Consider the following 26,730-nt stretch of genomic DNA (forward strand, 5'->3'; position numbering starts at 1 on the left):
ATTGCAATTAGCCACTTCGCTAATCAGAGCCAGGCGCCGAAGTTTTTCCTCGACGCGCATCAAGCTCAAACTTTCAAACAACCTTGTTGTTGATCTTCATTGCCGCTGAGCGCTGGGTTTGCCGCGTGGTAGCAAACACAGACGATCTGCCCGTCAGAAGTCGACCGTCGCCGACAACAGGTAAGTCCGCGGCGTCGACAAGGTCAGCCCCGGTTCGCTGTCGTCCGACGCGCCCGCCGAGCTCCAGTAGCGTTTATCGGCGACGTTTTCCACGTTCGCGCGCAGGGTGATGTGTTTGTCATCGACCTTGAACGCATACCGCGCGCCCACGTCGATGCGGTTCCAGGCGTCGATTTCCTTGACGTTGGCCTGGTCCAGGTATTGCGAGCTGGAGTAGATCCCGCGCGTGGTCAGGGTCAGGCCTTCGAGGCGCGGCACGTCCCATTCCGCGCCGAGGTTGACGTTGTACTTGGGCGTGGCCGGGGCGCGGTTGCCGTCGAACGTGCCGTTGGTGGTGTGGGTCAATTCGCTGTCGATGTACATCACGCCGCCCAGCAGGCGCAGGCCCTTGAGCGGTTCGCCGAACAGGCTGAGTTCCACGCCGTCGTTCTGGCGCTTGCCGTTGGGGCCGAACACCCGCGAGGTCGCGTTGGTTTCATAGGCCGGTTGCTTGATGCGGAACACCGCGGCGGTCACGGCGAACGCACCGGCGTCGTATTTGGCGCCGACTTCCACCTGGCGGCTGATGAACGGCGGGAAGATTTCATCTTCGTTGACCGAGGTGGAAGGCGCGACCTTGCCCTGGCTCAGGCCTTCCAGGTAGTTGGCGTACAGCGACAGCGCGTCGGTGGCCTTGAACAGGATGCCGCCGGACGGCGAGATTTTTTCTTCGTCGTAGGCGGTGTCGCCTTTGACGTTGTTGGTCCAGTCATCCACCTTCACCCGCTGCCAGCGTGCGCCGAGGGTCAGCAGCAGGCGATCGTCGAAAAAGCCCAGGGTGTCGGACAACGCCACGCCGCTGAATTTATTCTCGGTGTATACCTGCGCATCCTGGCGGATGGCGGTGGACGGCGTCGGTGTTTGCACCGGGTTGTAAAGATTGCTCGGCGCCGCCGCATAGCGTGCGCCGCCGTTGGTGAAGTCCATGTAGAAGTAGCTGGCCGCCAGGTTGACCTCGTGGCTCACCGGCCCGGTATGGAACCCGCTGCGCACGCCTGCCGTGGCGGTACGCACATTTTCATCGCGGCTGAAGTCGCGCGGCTGCACGCTGAAATCCCCTGCACTGTTGCTGACGGAAACGGCGTGACGCAGGAAGTCGTGGTTGCTTTTGCGCGCGCCGACACCGCCGTAGAGCATCAGGTTATCGCTGAGGTCGAACTCGGCATTGAGCGTGCCGAACGTGTCGTTGGTGCTGGCCTTGCTCCACGACTGCGCGTAGTTGCGGCGTACATCGTTGGCGCTTGGCACCGGGGCCGCGGCGGCCACCTGCACGCGCTCCTGCGGGGCGTTGGTGTCGCGCTCGGTGTGGCCGATATCGCTGGAAAGGCGCAGGCGCTCACCGCGAAAGTCCAGGCCCAGCACGGCCATTTCACGGTCGACACGCTGATGGTCCCACTCGGTGTCGCCGGCCTGTTTCACGCCGTTGAAGCGCAGGCCGAACTTGTTGTCCTCGCCGAAGCGCCGGCCCACGTCCACCGCGCCGCCAGCCTGGCTGTCGGAGGCCCAGGTGCCGGTGAACGAGTTGATGTCCTTGTCGGTGGCGCGCTTGGGCACCACGTTGATCCCGCCGCCCACACTGCCGCGCGGCGAGATGCCGTTGATCAATTGGCTGGGGCCTTTGACGATGTCGACGCGGTCGGCCATTTCCATGTCGATGGTGTAGGTCGGCAACACGCCGTACAGGCCGTTGTAGGCCACATCACTGTTGAACAGGCTGAACCCGCGAATGGTGAACTGTTCATAGCGCCCACCGGCCGGGTTGGTGGCGCGCACCGACGGGTCGCTGGCGATCAGGTCGCCGAGGGTCCGCGCCTGCTGGTTCTTCACCGCCTCCTGGGTGTAGGTGGTCATGCTGAAGGGCGTGTCCATGAAGTCCCGCGAGCCCAGCAGGCCCTGCGAACCGCGTCGCGCCACTTGCCCACCGGCGTAGATATCGCCGTCGGCTTCGCTGCGGGTCCCGAGGATGGCGGTCGGAGACAGTTGCAGGCTGCTGCCCTGCGGCACCGGCACCAGCATGTAGGCCTGCTCCCCCATCGGCTGCAGTTGCAGGCCGGAACCTTGCAGCAGGCGGGCAAAACCTTCTTCCACCGCGTACTCGCCGGATAAACCACTGCTACCGCGGCCACTGACCAGCGCCGGGTCCACCGCCAGGTTGACCCCCGACAACCCGGCGAAACGGGTCAACGCGGCACCCAGGCTACCGGCCGGCACTTGGTAGCTGCGGCGGGTGGCGGTGTCTTCGGCATAGCTGATCGGGGTAAACAGTGGGCTGGCGCTGAGGCTCAGCATCAGGCTCAGTTTGAGCAAGGGGCGGACGGCGGGCATGGGCGGAAGCTCTCGATTTTGTTCACTTACCTGGAATGACAGGCGAGGTGAAAAAAAGGGACAGGCTTCCGCGCTTTTTTCTAGCAAATAACCACTAAGGCTCAATCAACCGACAGGTTGACTCGACGATCCCGGCGCCGCGCAGTACCGCCACGGTGGCGTCGGGATCGTCCGTTTTCAGTGCAGGAACTTCAACCAGCCAGCCAGTGCCAGCGCGGCAAAGCAGGTCCAGCCCGAGAACAGCCAGCGCCACACACGCGCACGGGGCACGAACCCCACGCCCCGCACAAAGGCCACACTCATCGCCGCGAACAAGGCCATTGCCAGCCCATGATCAGCTTTGCCGTCCGGGGTGGCCATCAGGGGCGGATAGAGCGTACACACCAGCATGATCGCGATCGCGATAAGCAAGCTCAGCGGGTGAATGCGTGAGGGCGCCGGAGCCTCGGCGACACGCGGCATCATGGCCGCGGCTCCTCACGGTCGCTCAGGGCGCGCCCCGCTTCGTTCTCGCCCCACATCGCATTCAATATGGCCAGCAACAAGGCGAAACCGACTCCCAGCATCCAGGCGAAATACCACATAGTCTTTGCTCCTCTGATGGCGTTAGTAGGCCGAATGTTCGTTGGCTTTGATCTGTGCCACGGTGACCTTGCCGCGCATGACGCGATAGGCCCACGAGGTGTAGATCACGATCAGCGGCATGAAGATCAACGTGGCCCAGAACATGATGGACAGGCTGAGATGACTGGACACGCTGTCCCACACGGTCAGGCTGGCCGCAGGCACGGTCGAAGACGGCATGACGAACGGGAACATCGACACGCCGGCCGTGCTGATCACCCCGATCACCGCGAGCGACGAGGCGACAAACGCGGCCAGTGTGCGGCGCATCATCATCAACAACGCAGCACCAGCGGCGCCCGCCAGGCCCAGCGCAGGCAGCAGCCACAGCAGAGGGTAATGACCATAGTTGGCCATCCAGGCGCCCGCTTCGCGTACCACGGTTTTGTTGAGAATGTCCGGCAGCCCGGCGGTATCCACCACCGAGGTGATGCGATAGCCGTCAATCGATTGCAACCACACACCAGCAATAACGAATGTACACAGCAGCACCAGCGCCGCGCCCACCCCGCCCTTGATGGCACGGGCCTGGATCACGCCCTCAGTGCGGTGCGCCAGATAGGTACCGCCTTGCAGGGTGATCATTGCACTGCTCACCACACCGGTCAGCAGCGCAAAGGGGTTCAGCAGTTGCCAGAAACTCCCGGTGTAAGTCGATACCAGCATGTTGTTGAAGTGGAACGGTACGCCTTGCAACAGGTTGCCGAACGCGATGCCGAACACCAGCGGCGGCACGGCCCCACCGACAAACAGCCCCCAGTCCCAGGTGCTGCGCCATTTGGCGTTGTGAATCTTGCTGCGATAGTCAAACCCCACCGGGCGGAAGAACAGCGCCCACAGGACCAGAATCATCGCCCAATAAAACCCGCTGAACGCGGTGGCATACACCACCGGCCACGCGGCGAACAGCGCGCCGCCCGCGGTGATGAACCACACTTGGTTGCCGTCCCAGTGCGGCCCGACGGTGTTGATCGCGACGCGGCGTTCCACGTCCGAGCGGCCCACGAAGGGCAGCAAGGTGCCGACGCCCATGTCGTGGCCGTCCATGATGGCGAAGCCGATCAGCAGTACGCCGACCAGTGCCCACCAGATAATTTTCAGAGTGAAGTAATCAAGCATGGTGGAGTTCCTTCAGGTTGGCATCGTAAGCGTAACGGCCGGTTCCGAGGCTGCCGGGCCCTTGGCGGGCGAACTTGACCATCAGGAACATTTCAACCACTAGCAGCACGGTGTAGAACGCGACGAAGCCTGCCAGCGAGCCATAGAGGTTATTGACGCTAAGGGTGGAGACACTCATGTGAGTGGGCAGCACGCCGTAGATGGTCCAGGGTTGACGGCCGTATTCAGCGACGAACCAGCCCAGCTCGCAGGCCAGCCAAGGCGCCGGCAGCATGCAGAGCGCCCAACGCAACAGCCAGCGGCGGCGTGTGCAGACCGACTTCAAGGTGCTCCAGAAGGCCAGCCCGAACAGCAACAGCATGGCGAAACCCAGCGCGACCATGACCCGGAACGCCCAGAACATCGGGGTCACGCGCGGTACGGTGTCGTTCATCGCCTTGTCGATGATCTCCGGCGTGGCCTGGTTGACGTCTTCAACGTACTTTTTCAGCAGCAGGCCAAAGCCGAGGTCCGCTTTGTACTCTTCGAAGGTATCGAACGCCGCCTTATCGGTGCGATCGGCCCGCAGGGCTTCAAGCGCATTGACGGCGGTAATGCCACGCAGGATGCGCGCGCGGTTTTTCGCTTTGATGTCATGAATGCCCGGGATCTGCTTGCTCACCGAGCGCGTGCCGATCAAGCCCATCACCCACGGCACATCGACTTCCCAGTTATTCCTGGACTCGGCTTCATTGATGCTGGCCAGCAAGGTCAGGCCGGCCGGCGCGGGTTTGGTTTCCCACATGGCTTCCATGGCCGCCAGCTTGGTTTGCTGCGCCTCACCCACGGTGTAACCCGACTCATCCCCCAGCACGATGACGCTCAGCACCGAGGCCAGGCCGAACGCCGCCGCCACCCGGAAACTGCGCTTGGCGAATTCGACATCGCGATTTTTGAGCAAGTACCAGCTGGAAATCGACAACACAAACATCGAACCGGTGACGTAACCGGCAGACACAGTGTGTACGAACTTGGCCTGGGCCACCGGGTTGAACAACACCGCCCAGAAATCGACCATCTCCATACGCATGGTGATGTAGCTGAATTCCGAGCCGACCGGGTTCTGCATCCAGCCATTGGCGATCAGAATCCACAGCGCCGACAGGTTGGTACCGATGGCCATCAGCAACGTGACCAGCAAGTGGTGCTCTTTCTTCAGGCGATCCCAGCCAAAAAAGAACAGACCGATCATGGTCGATTCGAGAAAGAACGCCATCAAGCCCTCGATGGCCAGCGGGGCACCGAAGATGTCGCCCACGTAGTGCGAGTAGTACGCCCAGTTGGTGCCGAACTGAAATTCCAGGGTGATGCCGGTTGTCACCCCCAGGGCGAAGTTGATACCGAATAACTTGCCCCAAAAGCGCGTCATGTCCTTCCAGATGACGTTCCCGGTCATCACATAGACGCTTTCCATGATGACCAGTAGCCACACCATGCCAACCGTCAGCGGTACGAATAGAAAGTGGTAAAGCGCAGTGGCTGCGAACTGCAGCCGTGACAAATCCACCAGTTGTTCTGAGATCACTTGCTTGCCCCTTGAGTCGAGGTGGGTACACCGAAACGGTTGCCGACGATGTTCGGGTCGACACTGACGTGCGAATCCCGGATGAACAGCCACCACAGCACGCTCAGCAGCACGAGCTTGATCAGCACCGCGGTGAGTAGATGGCGTAGTAGGCGTTTGTCGGAAATAGTCATGTCTATGCACTAAGCACAGGGCATGCCAAAGCCAGATCTTCTATTTTTATCGTTATAAAACAATTGGTTATGAGTTTTTTAGCGGTAGCCCTGGCGCACCGCTGCTGGTCAATGCGCTGCCAGTCTGGCAGCTTGGCAGTCACTGGCAGTCGTAGAGGGCTAGGCCAGGCCTTGCTCCTTCAGGCGCCGGTACAAGGTCCGGTCGCTGATCCCCAGGTGCTTGGCCAGTTCGCTGCGGGTGCCTTTGAATGTGGCCAGGGCCTGCGCCAGAGTGCTGCCGTCGAACGGCGTCGAAGCCGCAGGCGCAGCCTGAGGTGGCGGCGCCACGGAGGCCTGGGGTAAATGGATGGCGCGGATGACCCCATCGTCAGCGAACAGGCTTGCTCTTTCCAGGACGTTGCGTAACTCACGCACATTGCCTGGCCATGAGTACTGCTGCAGGGCTGCCAGGGCTTCGGCATCGATGGTCAGTCGACGTTTGCCGGCACCACGCCGTTGCAGGAATGAATTCACCAGCAAGGCGATGTCTTCTACCCGGTTGCGCAAGGGCGGCAAATGAATGGGGAAGGCGCTGATGCGGTAGTACAGGTCCTGCCTGAACTCGCCTTTTTCCATCATTTTTTCCAGCGGCTTGTGGGTGGCGGCAATCAACCTGAAATTGGCGTGGAAGGTCTCGACACTGCCGACCCGGCGATAGGTGCCCGATTCGATCAGGCGCAACAGTTTGACCTGCATGGCCAACGGCACATCGCCAATCTCATCCAGGAACAATGTGCCGCCCTGGGCGGTTTCGACCAAGCCGGGCTTGCGGGTGATGGCGCCGGTGAAGGCGCCTTTTTCATGGCCGAACAGCTCGCTCTCAAAGAGTGTTTCGGTCAAGCCCGAGCAATCCACCACGACAAACGGCCCGCTGGCCCGTTCGCTGGTTTCATGGACGGCGCGCGCGAACAGCTCCTTGCCGGTACCCGACTCGCCCAGGAGCAGCACCGGCAGCATGGACGGCGCCACCCGCTGCAGTTCCGACAGGGCAAGGTTGAAGGCCGGTGAACAACCGACCAGCCCTTCGTTGCTCGGCCGCGCCGAGGCGCTGCGCACCAGCGTCAGGCGCTCAACATAAGCGGTGATCACCCCATGTTCGTCGAGGATCGGCCGTAATTCGACGTCGACATGCTCAGGCCCCCGAGGCGTGTGGTGGATGTGCAAGACACGATCCGGCCCGCGCTTTTCCTGGGCCTTCTTCATCGGGCAATTCTCACCCGCCTGGTCACAAGGGACGTCGTAATGGTGTGAGATCTGATAACACTTATGGCCGATAAAGGGTTTGTCAGCGCTGCCGAACTGGCGCTGATAGGCCGTGTTGGCTGCCAGGATGTTGTAGTCCGGATCGAGCACGATCATCGGATTGGGTTCGTGTTCCAGAAACGAAACAAGCGACTGCACTTGATCCGGGTGTGGAACGGCGTTGGCTGGGGTAGGCAGAAAAGTCTTCATCATGGCTCCTGGAATCCATTTTTCCATCCTGTTGTGGCACTGCCACCTCTGTCAAGGCACTGCCAATGGCAGAAGAATCCCCCAGATACAGGCCTGAATACCCCTATACAGAAACACAAAGCCCAATAAAATCAATTGGATATTAGGCTATTTCGGCAAAACCATGGCCTGGCAAACTTATTGCTATGTCAGTCCTTAGTCTAAGCGGCTCGAAAAAAAAGCCCCCCCCTAAGGAGACAGTTCATGCGCGTCAAACTTCACGTCGAAGGCTTCTTCGACTCTGCCACCAACACCGTCAGCTATCTGGTACTGGACGAGACCACCCTCCACTGCGCGATCATCGACAGCGTATTGGATTACGACCCTAAATCCGGCCACACCGCCACCACGTCCGCCGACCGCCTGATCGCGCGGGTGAGCGAGCTGAATGCGCAGGTCGAGTGGATTCTCGAGACCCACGTCCACGCCGACCACCTGACCGCCGCGCCCTACCTGAAAGAAAAGCTCGGCGGGAAGATCGGCATCGGCAGCCAGATTTCGACGGTACAAAAGGTCTTCGGCACGCTGTTCAATGCCGGTAGCGATATGCCCCGCGACGGCAGTCAGTTCGATCACCTGTTCGTCAACGACGAGTCGTTCAGCATTGGCACGCTGCACTGCACCGCACTGCATACACCCGGCCATACGCCGGCCTGCATGACTTATGTCGTCAGCGATGGCAGCGAAACGGCGGCCTTCGTCGGCGACACGCTGTTCATGCCCGACTACGGCACCGCCCGCTGTGACTTCCCCGGCGGCAATGCGCGCACGCTGTTCCAGTCAATCAACAAAGTGTTGAGCCTGCCGGCGGATACATTGCTGTATATGTGCCACGACTACCAGCCGGGCGGCCGCGAGGTGCAATTCGTCAGCACCGTTGCCGAACAGCGCGAGCAGAACGTGCATGTGCGTAATGGCATCAGTGAGGAGGAGTTCGTGGCGATGCGTACCAAGCGGGATGCCTCGATGGACATGCCGACCCTGATCCTGCCCTCGGTCCAGGTCAACATGCGAGCCGGGCATTTGCCCGAGCCTGAATCGAATGGGATTCGCTACCTGAAAATCCCACTCAACGTCGCCTGACATTCCCCCCACCCTAAAAAAATCATAAGAAAAATACCCATAACGGAGACACTTATGGATATCCGCCGCCTTGCGCCTGCTTTATCAGTATCAGAACAGATTTTCCCCAGCCAATTGGCCGAACTGAAAGCCGCCGGCTTTCGTGCCGTCATCTGCAACCGCCCCGATGGCGAAGGCAGTGACCAACCGTTGTTTGCCGAAATCAAACGCGCCGCCGACGCGGTCGGCATCGAAGCGCACTACCTTCCCGCCGAGTCGGGCAAAGTCACCGACGAGCAGGGGATTACCTTCGGCGAGTTGCTGGAAACGCTGCCCAAACCGGTGTTGGCTTATTGCCGGTCCGGGATGCGCTCGACAACGATGTGGGCGCTGTCGCAAGCAGGTCAGCACGACCTGCCGCACATCGTCGAAAGCGCCAAAAAAGCCGGCTTCGATATGAAAGGCGTGATCCGGCGGATCGCGAACCAGGGCCGCACGCCGGTCGAAGTGGCCGAAGCACAACATACCGTGGTCATCATCGGTGCCGGCGCGGCGGGTATCGCCACCGCCTCCAGCCTGCTGGCCCGCGCGCCGGGGCTCGACATTGCGATCGTCGACCCGGCCGATGTGCATTACTACCAACCCGGCTGGACGCTGGTCGGCGGTGGTGTGTTCGATGCGCGCCAAACGGCGCACACCATGGGCACCACCCTGCCCCGCGGCGTGCATTGGATCAAGGCGGCGGTGGCGGCTTTCGAACCCGAGCGAAATGCGGTGATTCTGGATGGCTGCCGGGTCGTCAAATACGAGCAACTGATTGTGTGCCCCGGCCTGAAGCTCGATTGGCATGCCATCGAGGGGTTGTCGGAGACCCTGGGCCGCAACGGCGTGACCTCCAATTACCTGTATCACCTGGCACCTTATACCTGGGAAAAGGTCCAGCAACTGCGGGGTGGCCGGGCGATTTTCACGCAGCCGCCGATGCCGATCAAATGCGCCGGGGCGCCGCAAAAAGCCATGTACTTATCGGCCGACCACTGGAAACGCAGCGGTGTGCTAGATGCCGTCGAGATCGAGTTCTACAGCGCCGGCGCGGTGCTGTTCGGGGTTCCCGACTATGTGCCCGCGCTGATGGAATACGTCACCGCTTACGGCATCGACCTGAATTTCGGCAACACCCTCACCCGCGTCGATGGCCCGGCGCGGACGGCCACGTTCAGCGGCGTGAACCCGGATGGCAGCCCCCGTGTGCTGACCCGTGAGTTTGATTTGCTGCACGTGGTGCCACCGCAGGTCGCGCCGGACTTCATTCGGGTCAGCCCGCTGGCTGACGCGGCCGGCTGGATCGATGTCGACCCCGCCACGCTGCGCCACAAAACCTTTGCCAATATCCATGCGCTGGGCGACGCGGCCAACACGAGCAACGCCAAGACCGCGGCCGCTGCGCGCAAGCAGGCGCCGGTGGTGGCGCATAACGTGCTGGCGGCCATGGGCAAGGCCAACGGTTGCGCGCAGTACGACGGTTACGGCTCCTGCCCGCTGACGGTGGAGCGCGGCAAGATCGTCCTGGCGGAGTTCACCTATGGCGGCAAGGTCGCCCCCAGCTTCCCGTCATGGCTGATCGACGGCACCCGCCCTTCCCGGCTGGCGTGGCTGCTCAAAGAGCGGATTCTTCCGCCGCTGTATTGGAAGGGTATGCTCAAGGGCCGCGAATGGCTGGCGAAACCCGAGTTGACCGACCAATGAAATCAGCGCTGAACGCAAGGAGACTGAGATGATCATCGTCTTACTGCTCGGGCTGACAGTCGGCGTGATTCTGGCCCTGACCGGCGCCGGCGGCGGCATACTCGCGGTGCCGTTGCTGGTGTTTGGGGCGGGCTTGAGCATGGCAGAGGCCGGGCCCATCGGGTTGTTGGCGGTGGGCCTGGCCGCGACGCTGGGCGCGGTGATGGGCCTGAAAAACGGCACCGTCCGCTACAAGGCGGCGCTGTTGATCGCCACCGCCGGGATCATCTGCTCGCCGCTGGGCCTGTGGTTGGCGCAGCGCACGCCGAATCGTCCGTTGACGATCCTGTTTGCCTGCGTGCTGATGTACGTGGCGTTCCGGGTATTCAAACGGTCGTTGCCGCCGTCCCCGGCGTCGAAGGCCGCCGTCGCGACCAAACCGCCGCCCTGCGTATTGGACGCCCAACGCGGCAAGCTGAACTGGACGGCGCCGTGCGCCTGGGCGCTCACGGTGTCGGGCGTGATCGCGGGCGGGCTTTCGGGCTTGCTCGGCGTGGGTGGCGGCTTTGTGATGGTGCCGGCGCTGCAGCGCTACACCAATTTGACCGCGCAGTCGGTGCTGGCGACGTCGCTGGCGGTGATTGCGCTGGTGTCGATGGCTGGCGTGGCCGCCAGCTCGGCGGCCGGGCATTTGCAGTGGGCCGTGGCCCTGCCGTTCTCCGTGGGCGCCTTGTTTGGAATGGCCGGCGGGCGCCTGATCGCGGCGCGGCTGGCAGGCCCGCACTTGCAACGCGGATTTGCCGCCGTGTCGATGCTGGTGGCGGTGGCCCTGCTGGTCAAAGCGCTTGGATCATGAGCGCGGATTCCCGACTTTCCAGGCGTGCGTGAAACACGCCTGTCAGGGTTCAACGTCACGCTTCGGTCGTGCCTGGCAGGCGTGGGCATTGGCGCGCCATCGTGGCAGCCGTTGATCACCCGGGCCGCCAAGATACAAGTACCCGCGCGATACGTTATTAGATAAAGGCTAAATAAATATCCAACTTATCGGCTGAATCGAATCACTGGCTTAATCCGAGAAAATACTATAAGTGCGCGCGCAACATTATAAATCGCATGAATATGCACCCCAAAGGAATTGAACTTTACCGCCTCACCCCGTTAGCCATTAGTCGAATACTGCCTTTCGCGGACAGCGTTTTATAGTGTGTAATAGAAAAATCACCCACTATTAAAATCGACTCCCGGTACTTTGAATGTCGCCCATCCCCTCTTCACCGAATACCCTTCCGATAAATGAGGAACTGTTGCAATTACTCCAAGCGACGGCTAACGCCCAAACCGCCTGGATGACAACCGTCAATCATTTGGAAGCGGCCTGTGATGAGGTATGGCTGGCTCGCATGTGGGAAGTGGAACACCTTGAAAATCAATACAGGGCCTGCCAGGACCAGCTGTTTTCCTATCTGAAAAAAGCGATCAAGATCTAGACTTATCAGTACGGCCCTGCACTCTTTTCGGTCGTTCGCGCGCTGAAAACAGGCCCGCCAGAACTCGGACCGGCTGAATATTCGACTAAAGTACAAAGCCGCACTACGCGTGTCGAAAAAGCCACCTTAGTTGAATAACCGACAACTCCGCCAACGCCCGACAGACGTTGAGCTGTATCCTTTCAGTCGCACCGCCAATCAATCTCCCTCGCATCCTGATATTTTTCATACATGGCCCGATTTGCCATCTGGATCAGCCTGACCGTCACACTAGTGCTAAAGCATTGAGAGGGATGGTCGACATTCAGGTGATAAAGGATCAATCAACCTGAGTTACTCACTGGAGTCCATATGTTCGGCTGGATCAGCAATATCCGAGTCAGTGCTAAATTAAGTTGGGGATTCGGCCTGGTACTGGGGCTTGCGTTGTTGCTGGCCGCGACCGGCTGGTACGCCGTGGTGGCATTGACCGACCGCGGGCTCAAGGTTGAGGAAATTGCGCAGGTCAGCGATTACACCAAAGACTTGCGGATCATTCGCTTGCGCATCGGTACGAACACCCAACCGGATGCCTATCAACCGCTGCAGCAAACCCTGGATCGCCTCGCAACCCACTTGGACAGCATCAGGGAAAAATTCATCGACCCGCAGGATCAAGACCTGATTCAACAGCAGGAAAATGCAGTCAAAGGGTACGGGCAACTGCTGCATGACCTGGCCACGCCCAATATTGACCAGGCGGCCTTGTTTAAACGGATGGGTCAGTTGGGCGACGTGTTGCTCGACACCACGCAAAAGCTGATTGAGTCGCAAAACACCAAACGCGATTCGGATGCCGCGTCCGCCAAGGCCTCGCTGGGCCTCGTTGCGGCCCTGGCGCTGCTGCTGGGCGCGCTCGCCGCATGGGTGATCACACGGCAAATCGTCAATCCACTGCAGCACACGCTCCAGGCGGTGAACCGCATTGCCCGGGGTGATTTGACCGAGCATGTGGCGGTGACCCGGCGCGATGAGCTGGGCCAACTGCAGTCGGGCCTTCAGCAGATGATGCTCAACCTTCATGAGCTGATCGATGGCATTCGATCCGGCGTTATTCAGGTTGCCAGCGCGGCCGAACAACTGTCGGCGGTGACCGAGCAAACGAATTCGGGGATCAGCACCCAGAAAGCCGAAACAGATCATGTCGCCACCGCAATGAACGAGATGACCGCCACCGTCCACAACGTCGCACGCAACGCCGAGGAAGCTTCCGTCGCTGCGTCGGCCGCCGATCAGCAAGCCAGCGAGGGCGAGCAGATCGTGGGTGAAGCCATCGAGCAGATCCAGCGCCTGGCGACAGAACTCAACCAGTCGGCAGACGCTGTGCGCCACCTCCAGGAACAGAGCGATAAAATCGGCGGTGTCCTGGACGTGATCAAAGCCGTCGCCCAGCAAACCAACCTGCTGGCGCTGAACGCCGCGATTGAAGCCGCCCGCGCCGGAGAGGCCGGCCGTGGTTTTGCGGTGGTGGCCGACGAAGTGCGCAACCTCGCCCTGCGCACCCAGCGCTCCACCGAAGAAATCGAGAGCCTGGTCGCCGGTGTGCAAAGCGGCACCCAAGCCGTGGCCTCGGGCATGGAAAGCAGCCTGCTGCTGAGCGAAAGCAGCGTGGAATGCACCCACCGTGCCGTCAGCGCGCTGGAGAACATCACCAGCAAGGTCTCGATCATTCAGGCAATGAATCAGCAGATTGCAACGGCGGCGGAACAGCAAAGCGCCGTCACCGAGGAGATCAATCGCAGCGTGATCAACGTTCGCGACATCTCCGACCAGACGGCCAACACCTGCGAGGAAACCGCCGCGTCGAGTAACGAACTGGCGCGGCTGGGACATGAGCTGGAACGGCTGGTGGAGCGTTTCAAGGTCTAGGTGCGGCGGATCGCCAATATCGGTGCTTACAGATTCGTCCGGCGCGGTGGCACAGACACCACCGGTCGATCGGTAAACACCCTGTTGGCGCTGCGGCCCAGCCCATAAATCGCCAGGGCCGCCAGACCGGAAGGCACCACAAGCGCGGCAAACACTTGCGCGAAGGTCCAGCCCCAACTCAGCATCTGCGCGCCGGCAAAGGCGCTGAGGATCGCGCCAACACGACCGATACCGCTCATCCAACTGGCGCCGGTTGCTCGCGCCTGCGTGGGGTAGAACGTGGCGGCCAGCGCATTCATGCCGACGCTCGCGCCATTGAGGCAAAACCCCACCATCCAGGCAATCGAGCACAGCAGCACAAAGTGCCCCGTGGCCTGGCCGATCGCATAGATCACCGCACCGCTCAACATGAACACCGCCATCAGCACCCGGTATTTGTTCCAGCGATCCATTACCCAACCGACGCACAGCGCGCCTGCGGGTCCGCCGATCTGGAACATCGCGGTCACGATGGCCGCGTCCGCGACGCTATAACCGCCGCCTTCTTTCACCAGGGTCGGTAACCAGCCGCTGAACAGGTAGACCAGAAACAACGCAAGGACATAACCGCTCCACAACATCAACGTGCCGAAGCGATAGGACGGGGACAATACGATCTGCATCGCCGAAGCGCGCATCAGCGGATGAGCCGGCAGGCAGAAGGTCGATTTCGCGTCGCTGACGCCCGGCGCGAGTTTTTCCACAATGGCGCGGATAGACGCGTTCGGCGCCTGCCTGGCGACCAGGAAGGCCACCGATTCAGGCAGTTTGAAATACAGTAGCGGCGCCACCAGCAGGGGCAAGACACCGCCCAGGATCAGCATGCTTTTCCAGCCGAAGGCCGGAATCATCCAGGCTGACAGAAAGCCGCCTGCCGCAGCGCCCAAGGAAAACCCGCAAAACGCCACCGTGATCAGGAACGAACGACTGCGCTGCGGCGCGTACTCCGACACCAGGGTGCTGGCATTCGGCATGGCCGCGCCGAGCCCCAAGCCCGTCATGAAGCGCAGTACGACCATGGTATTGATGTCCGGGGAAAACGCCGTCGCCAGCGTCCACAGACCAAACATGAACACACTGCTCACCAGCACGATCTTGCGTCCGTAACGGTCGGCCAGCGGCCCCGCGACCAGCGCACCGACAGCCAGGCCAATCAGCGCCGCACTCAACACCGGGCCCAACTGCTGGTGGCTCAAGCCCCAGTCCATTTTCAATTGCGGTGCGAGAAAGCCCATGATTGCCACATCGAAGCCATCCAGGCCGATGATCAGGAAACCGAGAAATACGACCCACTTCTGAAAGCCGCCAATGGCGCGACTGTTGATCAGCGCCTGGATGTCGATGGGTTGAGTTGTCAGCATGAAAGTCACCTCTGTGTTGTGGGGGCGCCCAACCACTGCGCCCGCTTTTTTATTGGGGTGAAACGAGGATCGCGACCGGCGGCTCAAGCGCTGCCGAGACTGTTGAACCGCACCGGACGGATAATCCGGGTTTCCTGAGCCAGGATCAGATGCGCCGATGCTTGCAGGTAGGCCGGGAAGCGGGGGTCGCCATCCCGCGCCTGGCTGCGGCGCTCGAAGTCATCGAGACTGTCGTAGCCCCAGAGGTGAACGACTTGGTTCAATGGGCCGATGCTGCTGGTATAAAAACCCAGCGGCGCGCCCAGATGCTCCAGCAAAATCGGCATTGCCAGACGATCGAATACCTCGATGAACTCGCTCATGCCGCGTGGACGGATGGTGTAGATGCGGTGATCGATGACCGGTTTGTGAATCATCAGGCCACCTCCTGCTGGGGGGTGCCCGAAGCTTTTTCTGCAGCCACGCGAGCCAGGTGCAGGCCGGTGAGATAAGCGAAGGTCATGATCGGCCCGAGCGTGATCCCGGCAGCGGGATAGTTGCCGCCCATGATGCTCGCCCGGTCGTTGCCCACCGCGTAAAGCCCATCGATCGCCTGGCCTTGTCGGTTGAGCACTTCGCCGCGCACGCTGGTGTTGATGCCATCGAAGGTGCCGAGGTCGCCCATGATCACTTTGAGGGCGTAGTAAGGGCCTTCGCCAATCGGCGCCACGCACGGATTCGGCAGGTTCTGCGGGTCGGCGAGGTAGCGGTTGAAGGTGGTGCTGCCACGGCCGAACTGCTGATCCACGCCCTGCCCCGCCGTGCGATTGTAGTCACGCACGGTCTGTTCCAAGCCGGCCGCGTCGAGCCCGGCGTTGCGCGCCAATTCAGCCAGGGTGCTGCCGCTGTGCAAGTAACCGTTGCGCAGCAATGGCGCGAGGGGCATCGGTGCCGGCTTGGCATAACCCAGCCCGTACTTGGCCATGGTCCGGCGGTCGCAGATCAACCACATGGCGGTTTCAGCCTGGTGGGCGCAGGCGTCAATCATTGCCGCGCCCACGTCGTGATACGAGTTGGACTCGTTGGTGAACCGTTGGCCATTGCGGGTCACGCCGATCACTCCGGGCTTGTAGCGATCGAGCAGATGCGGGAAGGCGGTGAACCTGCCGTTACCCATCGGCACTTTCGAGACGGGCATCCAGGCAGCAGGCGCCTTGAGCCGTATATCGACGGTGCCACCCAAGGCCTCGGCCATGCGTGCGCCATCTCCGGTGTTGGTCTGCGGCACCGGGGAGAAATGCTCGCCACCGCGGCGCACATGGGGATAGGCCTGCTTCAACCGTTGCAGATCATGGGAAAACCCACCGCTGGCCAGCACCACACCGTAGCGGGCTTCAAACCGCACTTCACCGCCCGCGGTCTGAGCGACCACGCCATTGACCCGGTCTGCGCTTTTCAACAATTGCTGCGCGCTGGTTTGCGTCAGAATCGGAATCCCCAGGTCCAGTGCCGATTTCGCCAGCCGCGCGGCCAAGGCATTGCCGCTGGTCACCTGAATGCCGCGCCGGTAAAGCAGCAACTCCTTGGCATGCGTCATCAAGCGCTTTGCGACATAGAGGAATGAGGTCAGGGATTTGGTGGCATTGAAGAAATGCTTGAGGTCGGCATTCGACGAATTGAACATCATCCCAATGAACGTGATGGTTTTGAGCGGCGGCCGCAGGCGTGCCATGTCGGCCCCAAGCTTGCGGATGTCGAAAGGCGCGGCGAGGATCGAACGGCCAATATCGACGCCACCGGCCACGTCCGGGTGATAGTCCGGATAGAGGGTGGGGACGAACTGGACCTCGGTCTCTCGCTGGAAAAAGTCGATCATCCGCGGCGCGTTATCGAGAAATGCATCGACGGCCTCGGCATCGTAGAAATCGCCCGTTTCGTGCTTCATATAGGTCAGCGCGGCCTCGCGGCTGTCCGGGATGCCGTTGGCCTGGGACAAGGCATTGCCGGGAATCCACAGCACCCCACCCGAGAAGGCGGTGGTGCCGCCGAAGAACGCATCCTTTTCAATCACAATGACTTCCAGCCCCTGCTTGCGCGCCGTAATGGCGGTCGCCAGGCCACCGGCACCGGCGCCGATCACCAGTACGTCGCACCGGCGGATCGCCGCGGTTGTTGTCGTCGTCATAGTCAGTCTCACTCGGTAAAAGCCAGCCGAACGGCAGCCGTCGTCGCCATCGACAGCACGACAGGCGAGGGTTCGCTGGGGGATTCGGAGTCGACCGTCATCGGCCGAACGGAGGTCAGGCCTGGCGGCTGATCGTGGGTGATTCGTAGCCGGGGCGAGGGATCAACGCCATCAACATACTTTCCAGGCCTCCATCGACGGTCAACTCGGCAGCGTTGACATAACCTGCCCGCGGGCTCGCAAGGAACAGGACGGCATCGGCTATGTCCTGCGGCTCGCCGATCCGCTGGTTGGCGGTCATCGCCTTGCGCTCTTGCTCGACCTTGGGATCGGCGTAGAACGCTGCCGACAGCGGCGTGCGGATCAGGCCCGGGCAGATGGCATTGCTGCGGATGCCCCGCGGCCCCCACTCCGCCGCTATCTGCCGAGAAAGCATGGCGACCCCGGCCTTGGCTGTACTGTAGGCACCGCTGAAGGTTTGCGGGTAATGCGCGGCGATCGACGCGATATGCACGATGCTGCCGCTTTGTCGGGCCAGCATCAGGCGCCCGAACGCCTGGGCACACAGCAGATAGCCCGTCAGGTTGACCGACAGCACCTGGTTCCATTCGTCCAGGGTCAGCGTTTCAAGCGCCCCGGCCTGCAGCACGCTGGCGTTGTTGATCAGCACATCGCAACGCCCATGGAGCGCCTGCACTTGCTCCGCGGCCTGTTGCACGCTAAAGGGATCGGCAATATCGCAGTGCAACACCGAGACATCCGCTTCACTGTTTTTCGCCAGCTCGACGGCCAGTTCACGGCATTTCCGTTCGTCGCGATCGAGCAGCACCACATGGGCATTCTGGCTAACCAGCGCGGCGGCGATCGCAGCGCCGATACCGCCAGCCGCGCCAGTGAGGACACAGACTTTGGCCTCGAGGTTCAGCCAGTTTTTCGGCAGGTCGTTATTATTCATTGTTATCTCCAACACGCATTTCAAGACAGTTCGCCCACTGCATGGCAAGCAGCAGGCGAGGCTCAGCATAGAAGCGTGGGACGACTCGCAAGAATGGACAAAACCTTCAACCGTAGAGACTTTTACGACAAATCAGCGGCAAATTGCCCTACGCGCGGATTCTTCGCTAAGGTAGAAAACACGTGCCTGTAGACCATAAGAATAATGAACAAGATTCCCAGCTATGCCCTGTACGGCGAGGCGGCGGCGCCGATATGGCACGACTCCCTGCATGTCGAGTCAATCTCCCTGCGCTCCGGCGCCTATAACTGGGAGATCGCCGCTCATCGCCACGATGGGTTGTTGCAGATGCTGTACCTGCAAAGCGGCGAAGGCGAGGTGCTGCTGGACAACCAGCGGGTCGAGGTCAAGGCCCCGTGCCTGCTGTTCATCCCTGAGCAGATCGTGCATGGCTTCGCCTGGCACGGCCGGGTCGAAGGGCATGTGATCACCGCCGTCCAACACCCGCTGGAAAGCATCGTCCAAGTGCTCTCCCCTGGCCTGTTACCGCAGATCCAGAAACCCTGCGTAGTCGCCCTGCCGCACTGGGCGCCGGCCGATGATCCGCTGGAGCCTCTGTATCGGGCGTTGTACGGCGAATACCACGGACGCGGTCGGGAACACATCGCGTGCAGCATGTCGTTATTGTTGGCGCTGGTGATCCAGATGCTGCGCCTGAGCGAGTACAGCCACGACCTGCATGCACACCGTCATGATCGACGCAGCCAGCAGGTCGTTGCCTTTCGCGAGCTGGTGAACAGGCACTTTCGCGAGCATCTTTCGCTGCATGACTATGCCGGTTTCCTGGGGGTCACCGTCGTCACATTGGGCCGGCTGTGCCACGAACAACTCGGCATGACCCCCATGACCCTGATCAACGCCCGGCTGATCCTCGAAGCCAAACGCGAGCTGGCCCATTCGGCCCAAAGCGTGAAGCAGATTGCCCATGGCATGGGCTTTTCCGATGTCGGTTACTTCAGCCGCTTTTTTCGCAAGCACGCCCAGTGCAGCCCGAGTGAATTCCGCCTTCAAACCCAAGCCACACGTCACGCAACGTGACGCTCTCAGTCAACTCTGACCGTTGTGTTCAAGCAACCCGAAAGCTCGAGAATTAAAGTTGAAGCGCCAGGGGAAGCTACCCCAGCTCACAACTCCAATAATAGAGCGACGTCAATGAGACTGACACAATCCTTGCCAGCGTGCCTGACACTCAGCTTCGTATCACTTGCCGTCTTTGCGGCAGAGGGCCCTCCTCCCCCCTCCGTGAGCCAACCCAGCGGTATCAACCTGGGCGGTACCAGCTTTTATGATGGGTTCGCAGGCCCCCCCGGGCTAACGCATCAGACCTATCTGAAGTTCAGTACATCCAGCAGCGTTCGTGACAATGGCGGCAAGGACAACCGCAACTTCGATAACCCGAAGATCAACGTCATTACCCTGATCAACCAATTCAGCTATTACTCGCCCGACACCATCGGCGGCGGCGCGCACTTGGGCTGGAGCCTTTTGGTGCCCGTGGTCTCTCTGGACGGCGACTTTGGCGACAACGGCGTAAAGCTCAAGGACAACGGCGTCGGCCTGGGCGACGTCACTGTCGGCCCGCAGATCCAGTTCGATCCGATCGTCAACGCCGAAGGCCGGCCGGTGTTTGTGCAGCGCGTGGCCTTCGATACGATCCTGCCCACCGGCAAGTACGACAAACACAAGGACTTGAATCCCGGCTCCAATTACTTCTCCTTCAACCCCTACTGGGCCGCGACCCTGATGCCGGCGCCGCGCTGGGAAGTGAGTTGGCGCTTGAATTACTTGTACAACTTCAAGAACAACGACCCGGCAAGCAGTTCGGCGCAGTTCTTTGAAGGGCGGCCGGTGCACGACACCCAATCGGGTCAATCGGCGTGGGCCAACTTTACGGCTTCGTATGAGGTGTTCCCGAAGGTTTCAGTCGGGATCAACGGCTATTACTTCAGGCAGATTTCCGATGACCAGGTCAACGGCGACCGCCTGAGCAATTCTCGGGAAAAAGTACTGGGCATTGGCCCCGGCCTCTTCTGGAAAATGACCGAAGACCAGGCCTTTTGGCTCAATACCTATAAAGAGACCGGCGTGGAAAACCGCAGCAAGACGGATTACGCCGTGCAGGTCCGCTACGTTCACAAGTTCTGACTGAGGTGATATGCGATGAATGCGCTCGACTCCATCGACAGCAAGAAATCACTGGGCGCTATTTGCCTGATGATGGTCATTTCCCTGGGAACGCTGCAGATCCAGCCGATCCTGGGCGGCGCGTTGATTGATCAACTGGGGCTGCCGCTCAATGCCATCGGCGCGATCTTCGCCGCCGAGTTGATCGCGATGGCCATCGCCTGCGGCGTCTGTGCTCTGTTCATGGCACGGGTCGACCGCCGCCGCTTTGCGCTGGTTGCCTTGCTGATCCTGGCCGCCGGCAACCTGGCGAGCACACAACTGCACAGCCAGGCCTGGCTGATGGTGTTCAGGATCATCTGCGGCGCCAGCGGTGGCGCGGTCATGGCGGTGGTGTATGCGACTGCGGCGCTGCGCAGGTCGAAAGACGCGACATTCGCCGTGATCAATATCGGCAACCTGCTCTGGGGCATGCTGCTGGTGACGTCCATGCCCATGCTCTTGCAGGCGTTTGGCGTGCAGGGCGCGTTTTCCTTGCTGGCCATCACCAGCCTGTTCGCGGCGCTGGGTTGCTGGAAAATCCCCAGGCACTACCCTGACGCCCATCGCATCGCCCAGGGTGCGGCTCAGCCGTTCGGGCTGACTGCCGTACTGCTGATCCTGTTGTTTGCACTGTTGTTTTTCGGGCACTCCGCGCTGTGGGTGTATCAGGAACGAATTGGCAAAAGTATTGGCCTGGAACCCCAGCAGATCGGCGCCATCCTCGGCGGCAGCATCCTTGCCGGCGCCCTGGGCGCCGGGCTCTCCGGGCTGTTGGGGCGCCGCCTGGGTTTGCTGTTTCCGCAACTGCTGAGCTTTGGCACCGCGTTGCTGGCGACCCTGGTGATGGTCTATGGCGACAGCACCGTCGCGTTCGCCGCCACGGCGTGCCTGATCCATATGGTGTGGTTTTTCAGCCTGCCCTACCTGCTGTCGATGGCGGCCGAACTGGACCCTTCCGGTCGATTGGCCGGCCTGGGCAACGCGGCGATTTTTGTCGGCCAAGGGCTGGGCCCGTTCGGTGCCGCGCTGGTGGTCGGCGAAGGGCATTTCCGGGCCGTGGGGTGGCTGGCAGCCTCGGCGTATGGAGTGGCCTTGATCATTTCGTGCCTGGTGGTGGCGCGCTTTCGTCGAGGCCTCAAACCGCGCGCGCCGGCCCTGTCGCCACAATCTGCCTGAATACCCTGCCCTGACGTGAACCCACTGGATCAATGAGATGACGCGATGAATATTCCATTTCCCAAAACCCCCGAGTTTTCCGGCGCGCTGTATACCCCCAGCCGCGTAGAAGCCGACGTATTCGACCTGGAGATCGAAGGCGCTGTGCCTGAGGCGATCCGCGGGACCTTTTATCAAGTCTCGCCGGACCCGCAATACCCGCCCATGCTGGGCACGGATATCTTCTTCAACGGCGACGCCATGGTCAGCGGCTTCTATTTTGCCGATGGCAAGGTCTCGTTGCGTCGGCGCTATGTGCTCACCGATCGCCTGGTCGCCCAGCGCCGTGAAGGGCGTTCGCTCAACGGCGTCTATCGCAATGCCTACACCAACGACGCGCTCGCGGCAAAAAACAACACCACGGCCAACACCTCGGTGATCCCGCATAACAACGTCCTGCTGGCACTCAAGGAAGATGCCATGCCGTGGGCACTGGACCCGCAGACGCTGGAGACCCTCGGCGAGTGGAATTTCGACGGGCAGATCGACTCAGCCACCTTCACCGCCCATCCCAAGCTCGACCCGGTGACCGGAAACCTGCTGGCCTTCAGCTACGAAGCCAAAGGCGACGGCACACCCGACATGGCGTATTTCGAAATTTCGCCGCAGGGCAAACTGCTGCACCAGATCTGGTTCCAGGCGCCCTACGCCGCCATGGTCCACGACTTCGCGGTCACCGAGCATTATGTGGTGTTCCCGCTGATCCCCCTGACGGTGGACGTCGAGCGCATGAAACAAGGCGGCCAGCATTTCCAGTGGCAGCCCGAACTGCCCCAGCTGTTTGCCGTGGTGCCGCGCCACGGGGACGCGCGCGAGGTGCGTTGGTTCAAAGGGCCCAAGGACGGCTTCCAGGGCCATACCCTGAACGCGTTCGACGAAGACGGTAAAGTCTATGTGGACATGCCGGTCACCGGCGGCAACGTCTTTTACTTCTTTCCCCAGGCGGACGGTTTCGTACCGCCGCCGGAAACCCTGGCGGCCAGCCTGATGCGCTGGGTCTTTGACCTGAGCAGCGCACAGGACGAACTGCAACCGCAGGCGCTGACGGACTATCCCTGTGAATTTCCCCGCTGCGATGACCGTTACATAGGCCGCAAATATGAACACGGATTCCTGCTCGCCTTTGATCCGCAGCGGCCGTATAACTCGGCGAATGGCCCGATGCCGTTTCAGTTCTTCAACCTGCTGGCTCACATCAACCTGACAACCGGTGTCACCGACGCATGGTTTCCCGGTGACAGCGGGTGCTTTCAGGAACCCATTTTCATTCCACGCTCCGCCGCGGCAGCGGAAGGCGATGGCTACGTGGTCTGCCTGCTCAACCTGATTGTCGAAGGGCGCAGTGAACTGGTGGTGCTGGACTCCACTGACATGGCGGCCGGCCCCATCGCCCGCATCAAAGTCCCATTCCGTATGCGGATGTCGCTGCACGGCTGCTGGGCACCGCGCTAAATCGGCATAGCGTTCCCCTCCCCTCCAATAGCCACGCCCGTAGCCATCCACATACTGGAATGGCACGGGCTGCTTGGCGTTTCAGGCAGCAATCCGATCACCGAACAGAAAAATAACATTTATTCCGAAATGCAGGATTTATACAAAAATCCCACTTTACAGGATTAGTTCGCAAGACTAGATTGAGCCCATTGCAGCCCATCTCACGCTCCCCTTTCCGAGAGGACACTTCATGAAATTCGCGAGCTTTATCGTTCAAGGCCGTACCACCTACGGGGTGGTCGAGGGCGCTCAGGTGATTGACCTGGAATCGGTCAAATCCACCTTTGGCACCGACCTCAAGCAAGCCATCGCCATCAATCGCCTGGGTGAACTGACGCCGACCATCCTGGCCGCGCTGCCACGCGTAGCGTTGGCGGACGTGACGTTCCTGCCGGTGATCGCAAACCCGGGCAAAGTGCTGTGCATTGGCATCAACTACGCCACCCATGTGCGTGAAACCGGTCGGGAGATGCCGACCTACCCAATGATTTTCACGCGTTTCGCCGACAGCCAGGTTGCACACCTGCAACCGATCATTCGCCCAAAGGTTTCGCATAAGCTGGATTTCGAAGGCGAACTTGCAGTGGTCATCGGCAAAACCGCGCGCCACGTCAAGGCTTCGCAGGCGCTGGAGTATGTGGCCGGTTATGCCTGCTACAACGATGGCAGCGTCCGCGACTGGCAGAAGCACACCATCCAGTTCGTGCCGGGCAAGAATTTCCCGGACACCGGCGGCTTCGGTCCCTGGCTGGTGACTTGCGATGAGATCGGCGACCCGCAGGACCTGGAATTGACCACGCGCCTGAACGGCCAAGTGATGCAACACACCCGCACCAGCGACATGATTTTCGACGTGCGCCACCTGATCGAATACTGCTCCACCTTCACCGAACTGGCGCCCGGCGATGTGATTGTCAGCGGCACCACCGGTGGCGTCGGCGCATTCCGTGAACCGCCGGTATGGATGAAGCCCGGCGATACCGTCGAGGTCGAGATATCGGGCATCGGCATCCTGCGCAACAGCATCGCCGATGAACAATAAGCCATGAAGCCATTACCTGAATCAGAACACCTGCCGGAGCAGGACGCCGACAGCAAAGGCTCAAGCCTGGAGCGCATGCTGCGGGTGCTGGATCTGTTTACCGAGGCCAGCCCGATCTGGGCGGTCGACGAGATGGGCGCTGCGCTGGGTTACACGCGGTCGACCATCTACCGCTACGTGCGCGAACTGGCCGAGGCGAACCTGTTGTTTCAGGTCGAAGCCGGCCGCTACGCGTTGGGCGCACGGATTATCACCTGGGACCGCCAACTGCGCCTGAGCGACCCGCTGGTACGCGCAGCGCAAGCCCTGGAACAAGACCTGCCGCGTTGGAGCGAGCAACAGGTGTGGCTGATCTGCCGGCTGTTCAAGAACCAGGTGGTGTGTATCCACCAGCATGGCGACTTGTTCAGCGAGGTCAGCTACTCCCGCGGCTCACCCAGGCCGCTGTTCCTCGGCGCGACCTCGAAGGCGATCCTCGCCAACATGACGTCGCGCCAACACAGTCAGCTGTTTCTGGAAAACCCCGATGAAGTGCGCGCCAGCCATCTGGGACAGACCTGGGAACAATTCCGCCGCTCACTGCAGCAACTGCGCCGCCAGGGCTATGTCGCCAGCGCGGCTGAAATTGACCCCGGCGTCTACGGCCTGGCGGCACCGATCTTCGACAACGACAGCAAGGTGGTCGGCAGCATCAGTTGCCTGCGTCCGATTCAGGAGCGCGACAACGCCCAGGAAGCGCAACAAGGGGCACAAATGCAGGCCCTCGCACAGGCGTTGTCGCAGCGCATGGCGACGCTCACCCACCGCCCCGCGTAGCCAGACTGAAAACTTTGGAAGGGAATAACAATGACAACCCTCAACAGCTTCAGCACCCAAGTCTTGATCATCGGGGCAGGCCCTACCGGACTGACCCTGGCCAACCTCCTCGGCCAGGCCAACGTGGACAGCCTGATCATCGACCGCAAACCCGGCACCGTGACCGAACCGCGTGCCGTCTCGATCGACGATGAATCCTTGCGCACCATGCAAGCCATCGGGCTGGATGACGCCGTGTTGCGCGATGTGGTGCCCGGTTATGGCGTGCATTACTTCACCCGCGCGGGCGGGCGTTGCTTCGGCAAGGTCGAGCCGACCGGCAGGTTATATGGGTTTCCCAAGCGTAACGCCTTCCGCCAGCCGCTGTTCGAAAGCACGCTGAAGACCGGCCTTGAGCGTTTTGCGAACCTGACCGCGCGCTTCAATCACGAGCTGCTCGAGTTCACCCAAGACCAGCATGGCGTGCACGCGTTGATCAAGGATGCCGATGGCCAGTTGCTCAACGTCAAGGCCAGCTACCTGATCGCCTGCGACGGCGGCCGCAGCCCGGTGCGCAAGCAACTGGGGATCGAGATGGTGGGGTCGAGCTTCTCCTCACGCTGGCTGGTGGTCGATACCGACCAGGATGACGACCCCTTCTGGCAGACCCGCGTGTACTGCGATGCCCGCCGCCCCGTGGTGGAAGTGCCCGGCCCACACCGCACGCGGCGCTTTGAATTCCTGCTCAAGCCGGACGAAACCGATGCGCAGGTGCTCAGCCCCGAATGCCTGCACACCCTGCTTCATCCGTTCAAAGGCGATGCCCCGGTGTCCATCGTGCGCAAGACGGTGTACACCTTTCATGCCCGCATCGCCGAACGTTGGCAGGTCGGCCGCGTATTTCTCGCCGGCGATGCCGCGCATTTGACCCCGCCCTACGCGGGGCAAGGGATGAACAGCGGCGTTCGCGATGCCCACAATCTGGGCTGGAAGCTGGTCGCCGTGCTCAAGGGCCAAATGGCGGCGAACGCCCTGCTGTCCTACGAAAGCGAGCGGCGCGACCATGCCTGGGCCTTGATCAAGCTGGCCCTGAACCTTGGTGTGGTCATGGCGCCAGCCACCGTGCTGCGGGCTCGCCTGATCAGCGCGGCATTCGCGGTCATCGGCCTGGTGCCGCCGCTGCGCGATTATTTCCTGCAAATGCGCTTCAAGCCCAAACCGCGCTTTACCAAAGGCCTGGTATTACCCGAAGGCAAGGCCGGGAAACTGGCCTGCGGGCAAATGTTTCCTCAGCCATTGCTGACCGATGCCCAAGGCCGCGCTCACCTGCTGGACACGACCATCGGTGCCGGCTTCGCCCTGATCCAATATGGCGACCTGCCCCATCCACGTCTCGATGAACTGCGACACGGTCTGTGGGACCACCTGGAAGCCAAACGCATCCTGATCCTGCCCGCACACGTTCAGACGCTACCGTCGATCCCCGGCTGCACCGTGCTGCAAGACCGCGAGAATGCGCTCAAGGACCTGCTCGGCGACAGCCAGAAGTTTCTGCTGCTGCGTCCGGATCGCTATGTCGCCGCCATCTTCGAGATGGCCACGCAAGACCCGGTCGCCGACGCATTGCAATCGCTGTTCGGCATCACCCTGACGAACAACTGCGCGGATCAGCCGGGCATGGCGCCCGTCTACCCCTGAACCTT

The 26,730-nt window shown here is 61.2% G+C and carries 23 protein-coding genes; 12 read left to right on the top strand and 11 right to left on the bottom strand.

Annotated elements, in window-relative coordinates; all coding sequences use genetic code 11:
• Window positions 1-153: 153 nt before the first annotated feature.
• The 7 genes from C8K66_RS25110 to C8K66_RS25135 all read right to left on the bottom strand — a co-directional run bounded on the left by C8K66_RS25110 (window position 154) and on the right by C8K66_RS25135 (window position 7,515).
• Window positions 154-2,544: a TonB-dependent receptor gene (locus C8K66_RS25110; protein ID WP_108526251.1), complete on the bottom strand. Its 2,391-nt coding sequence runs from the start codon at window positions 2,542-2,544 to the stop codon at window positions 154-156.
• A gap of 177 nt (window positions 2,545-2,721) precedes the next feature.
• Entirely contained in the window at window positions 2,722-3,009 is a 288-nt protein-coding gene (locus C8K66_RS25115; protein WP_017847574.1) for a cyd operon YbgE family protein, read from the bottom strand.
• Entirely contained in the window at window positions 3,006-3,128 is a 123-nt protein-coding gene (cydX, locus tag C8K66_RS25120) for a cytochrome bd-I oxidase subunit CydX (RefSeq protein WP_017847575.1), read from the bottom strand. Before cydX ends, C8K66_RS25115 begins: the two co-directional genes overlap by 4 nt.
• A 22-nt stretch (window positions 3,129-3,150) precedes the next feature.
• The gene (gene cydB, locus C8K66_RS25125) at window positions 3,151-4,287 is read right to left on the bottom strand and encodes a cytochrome d ubiquinol oxidase subunit II (protein WP_108526253.1); all 1,137 of its coding nucleotides are present in this window, start codon (window positions 4,285-4,287) and stop codon (window positions 3,151-3,153) included.
• Entirely contained in the window at window positions 4,280-5,851 is a 1,572-nt protein-coding gene (locus tag C8K66_RS25130) for a cytochrome ubiquinol oxidase subunit I (protein WP_057005703.1), read from the bottom strand. The genes cydB and C8K66_RS25130 overlap by 8 nt, the downstream gene beginning before the upstream one ends.
• The gene (cydP, locus tag C8K66_RS31035) at window positions 5,848-6,024 is read right to left on the bottom strand and encodes a cytochrome oxidase putative small subunit CydP (RefSeq protein WP_017847578.1); all 177 of its coding nucleotides are present in this window, start codon (window positions 6,022-6,024) and stop codon (window positions 5,848-5,850) included. The genes C8K66_RS25130 and cydP overlap by 4 nt, the downstream gene beginning before the upstream one ends.
• A 159-nt stretch (window positions 6,025-6,183) precedes the next feature.
• Entirely contained in the window at window positions 6,184-7,515 is a 1,332-nt protein-coding gene (locus C8K66_RS25135; protein ID WP_057005704.1) for a sigma-54-dependent Fis family transcriptional regulator, read from the bottom strand.
• A gap of 243 nt (window positions 7,516-7,758) precedes the next feature.
• On the opposite strand from C8K66_RS25135, the gene C8K66_RS25140 reads away from it, so the two are divergent.
• From C8K66_RS25140 to C8K66_RS25160, 5 genes are all read left to right on the top strand, one after another.
• Window positions 7,759-8,637 (top strand): MBL fold metallo-hydrolase, encoded by an 879-nt coding sequence (locus C8K66_RS25140; protein ID WP_017847580.1) that lies wholly within the window; start codon window positions 7,759-7,761, stop codon window positions 8,635-8,637.
• A 54-nt stretch (window positions 8,638-8,691) separates the two neighbouring features.
• On the top strand, window positions 8,692-10,362 hold the full coding sequence (locus tag C8K66_RS25145; RefSeq protein ID WP_108526255.1) for a bifunctional protein tyrosine phosphatase family protein/NAD(P)/FAD-dependent oxidoreductase: 1,671 nt from the start codon (window positions 8,692-8,694) through the stop codon (window positions 10,360-10,362).
• A 28-nt stretch (window positions 10,363-10,390) separates the two neighbouring features.
• Window positions 10,391-11,197 (top strand): sulfite exporter TauE/SafE family protein, encoded by an 807-nt coding sequence (locus C8K66_RS25150; RefSeq protein WP_017847582.1) that lies wholly within the window; start codon window positions 10,391-10,393, stop codon window positions 11,195-11,197.
• Between the two features lie 397 nt (window positions 11,198-11,594).
• Window positions 11,595-11,828 carry a hypothetical protein gene (locus tag C8K66_RS25155; RefSeq protein ID WP_026140102.1) on the top strand — a complete coding sequence of 78 codons (234 nt, stop codon included), beginning with the start codon at window positions 11,595-11,597 and terminating at the stop codon, window positions 11,826-11,828.
• 351 nt (window positions 11,829-12,179) lie between these two features.
• A complete protein-coding gene (locus C8K66_RS25160) occupies window positions 12,180-13,736 on the top strand; it encodes a methyl-accepting chemotaxis protein (RefSeq protein ID WP_057005708.1) in 1,557 nt (518 codons plus the stop codon).
• 26 nt (window positions 13,737-13,762) lie between these two features.
• Here the strand turns inward: C8K66_RS25160 and C8K66_RS25165 are convergent, their stop codons facing one another.
• The 4 genes from C8K66_RS25165 to C8K66_RS25180 form a co-directional block, all read right to left on the bottom strand.
• Window positions 13,763-15,136 carry an aromatic acid/H+ symport family MFS transporter gene (locus tag C8K66_RS25165; RefSeq protein WP_108526257.1) on the bottom strand — a complete coding sequence of 458 codons (1,374 nt, stop codon included), beginning with the start codon at window positions 15,134-15,136 and terminating at the stop codon, window positions 13,763-13,765.
• An 83-nt stretch (window positions 15,137-15,219) separates the two neighbouring features.
• Window positions 15,220-15,552 (bottom strand): NIPSNAP family protein, encoded by a 333-nt coding sequence (locus C8K66_RS25170; protein WP_057005710.1) that lies wholly within the window; start codon window positions 15,550-15,552, stop codon window positions 15,220-15,222.
• Window positions 15,552-17,300, bottom strand: a complete 1,749-nt coding sequence (locus C8K66_RS25175) for an FAD-dependent oxidoreductase (RefSeq protein WP_057005711.1) — start codon at window positions 17,298-17,300, stop codon at window positions 15,552-15,554. The genes C8K66_RS25170 and C8K66_RS25175 overlap by 1 nt, the downstream gene beginning before the upstream one ends.
• A 115-nt stretch (window positions 17,301-17,415) precedes the next feature.
• On the bottom strand, window positions 17,416-18,255 hold the full coding sequence (locus C8K66_RS25180) for an SDR family NAD(P)-dependent oxidoreductase (RefSeq protein WP_169864956.1): 840 nt from the start codon (window positions 18,253-18,255) through the stop codon (window positions 17,416-17,418).
• 204 nt (window positions 18,256-18,459) lie between these two features.
• Between C8K66_RS25180 and C8K66_RS25185 the strand changes: the two genes are divergently transcribed.
• From C8K66_RS25185 to C8K66_RS25215, 7 genes are all read left to right on the top strand, one after another.
• On the top strand, window positions 18,460-19,353 hold the full coding sequence (locus tag C8K66_RS25185; protein WP_108526259.1) for a helix-turn-helix domain-containing protein: 894 nt from the start codon (window positions 18,460-18,462) through the stop codon (window positions 19,351-19,353).
• Between the two features lie 114 nt (window positions 19,354-19,467).
• On the top strand, window positions 19,468-20,460 hold the full coding sequence (locus C8K66_RS25190; RefSeq protein ID WP_057005713.1) for a transporter: 993 nt from the start codon (window positions 19,468-19,470) through the stop codon (window positions 20,458-20,460).
• A 15-nt stretch (window positions 20,461-20,475) separates the two neighbouring features.
• The gene (locus tag C8K66_RS25195; protein ID WP_057005714.1) at window positions 20,476-21,657 is read left to right on the top strand and encodes an MFS transporter; all 1,182 of its coding nucleotides are present in this window, start codon (window positions 20,476-20,478) and stop codon (window positions 21,655-21,657) included.
• A 45-nt stretch (window positions 21,658-21,702) separates the two neighbouring features.
• On the top strand, window positions 21,703-23,148 hold the full coding sequence (locus C8K66_RS25200; protein ID WP_057005715.1) for a carotenoid oxygenase family protein: 1,446 nt from the start codon (window positions 21,703-21,705) through the stop codon (window positions 23,146-23,148).
• Window positions 23,149-23,380: 232 nt separating this feature from the next.
• The gene (locus C8K66_RS25205; RefSeq protein ID WP_057005716.1) at window positions 23,381-24,232 is read left to right on the top strand and encodes a fumarylacetoacetate hydrolase family protein; all 852 of its coding nucleotides are present in this window, start codon (window positions 23,381-23,383) and stop codon (window positions 24,230-24,232) included.
• A 3-nt stretch (window positions 24,233-24,235) separates the two neighbouring features.
• Complete coding sequence (locus C8K66_RS25210) at window positions 24,236-25,048, top strand: IclR family transcriptional regulator (protein WP_057005717.1); 813 nt, start codon at window positions 24,236-24,238, stop codon at window positions 25,046-25,048.
• Window positions 25,049-25,078: 30 nt separating this feature from the next.
• On the top strand, window positions 25,079-26,725 hold the full coding sequence (locus C8K66_RS25215) for a bifunctional 3-(3-hydroxy-phenyl)propionate/3-hydroxycinnamic acid hydroxylase (protein ID WP_057005718.1): 1,647 nt from the start codon (window positions 25,079-25,081) through the stop codon (window positions 26,723-26,725).
• The last annotated feature ends 5 nt before the right edge of the window (window positions 26,726-26,730 follow it).

Origin of the sequence: Pseudomonas sp. GV105, assembly GCF_003058185.1 — a bacterium.
In the GTDB taxonomy this organism is placed as follows: domain Bacteria; phylum Pseudomonadota; class Gammaproteobacteria; order Pseudomonadales; family Pseudomonadaceae; genus Aquipseudomonas; species Aquipseudomonas veronii.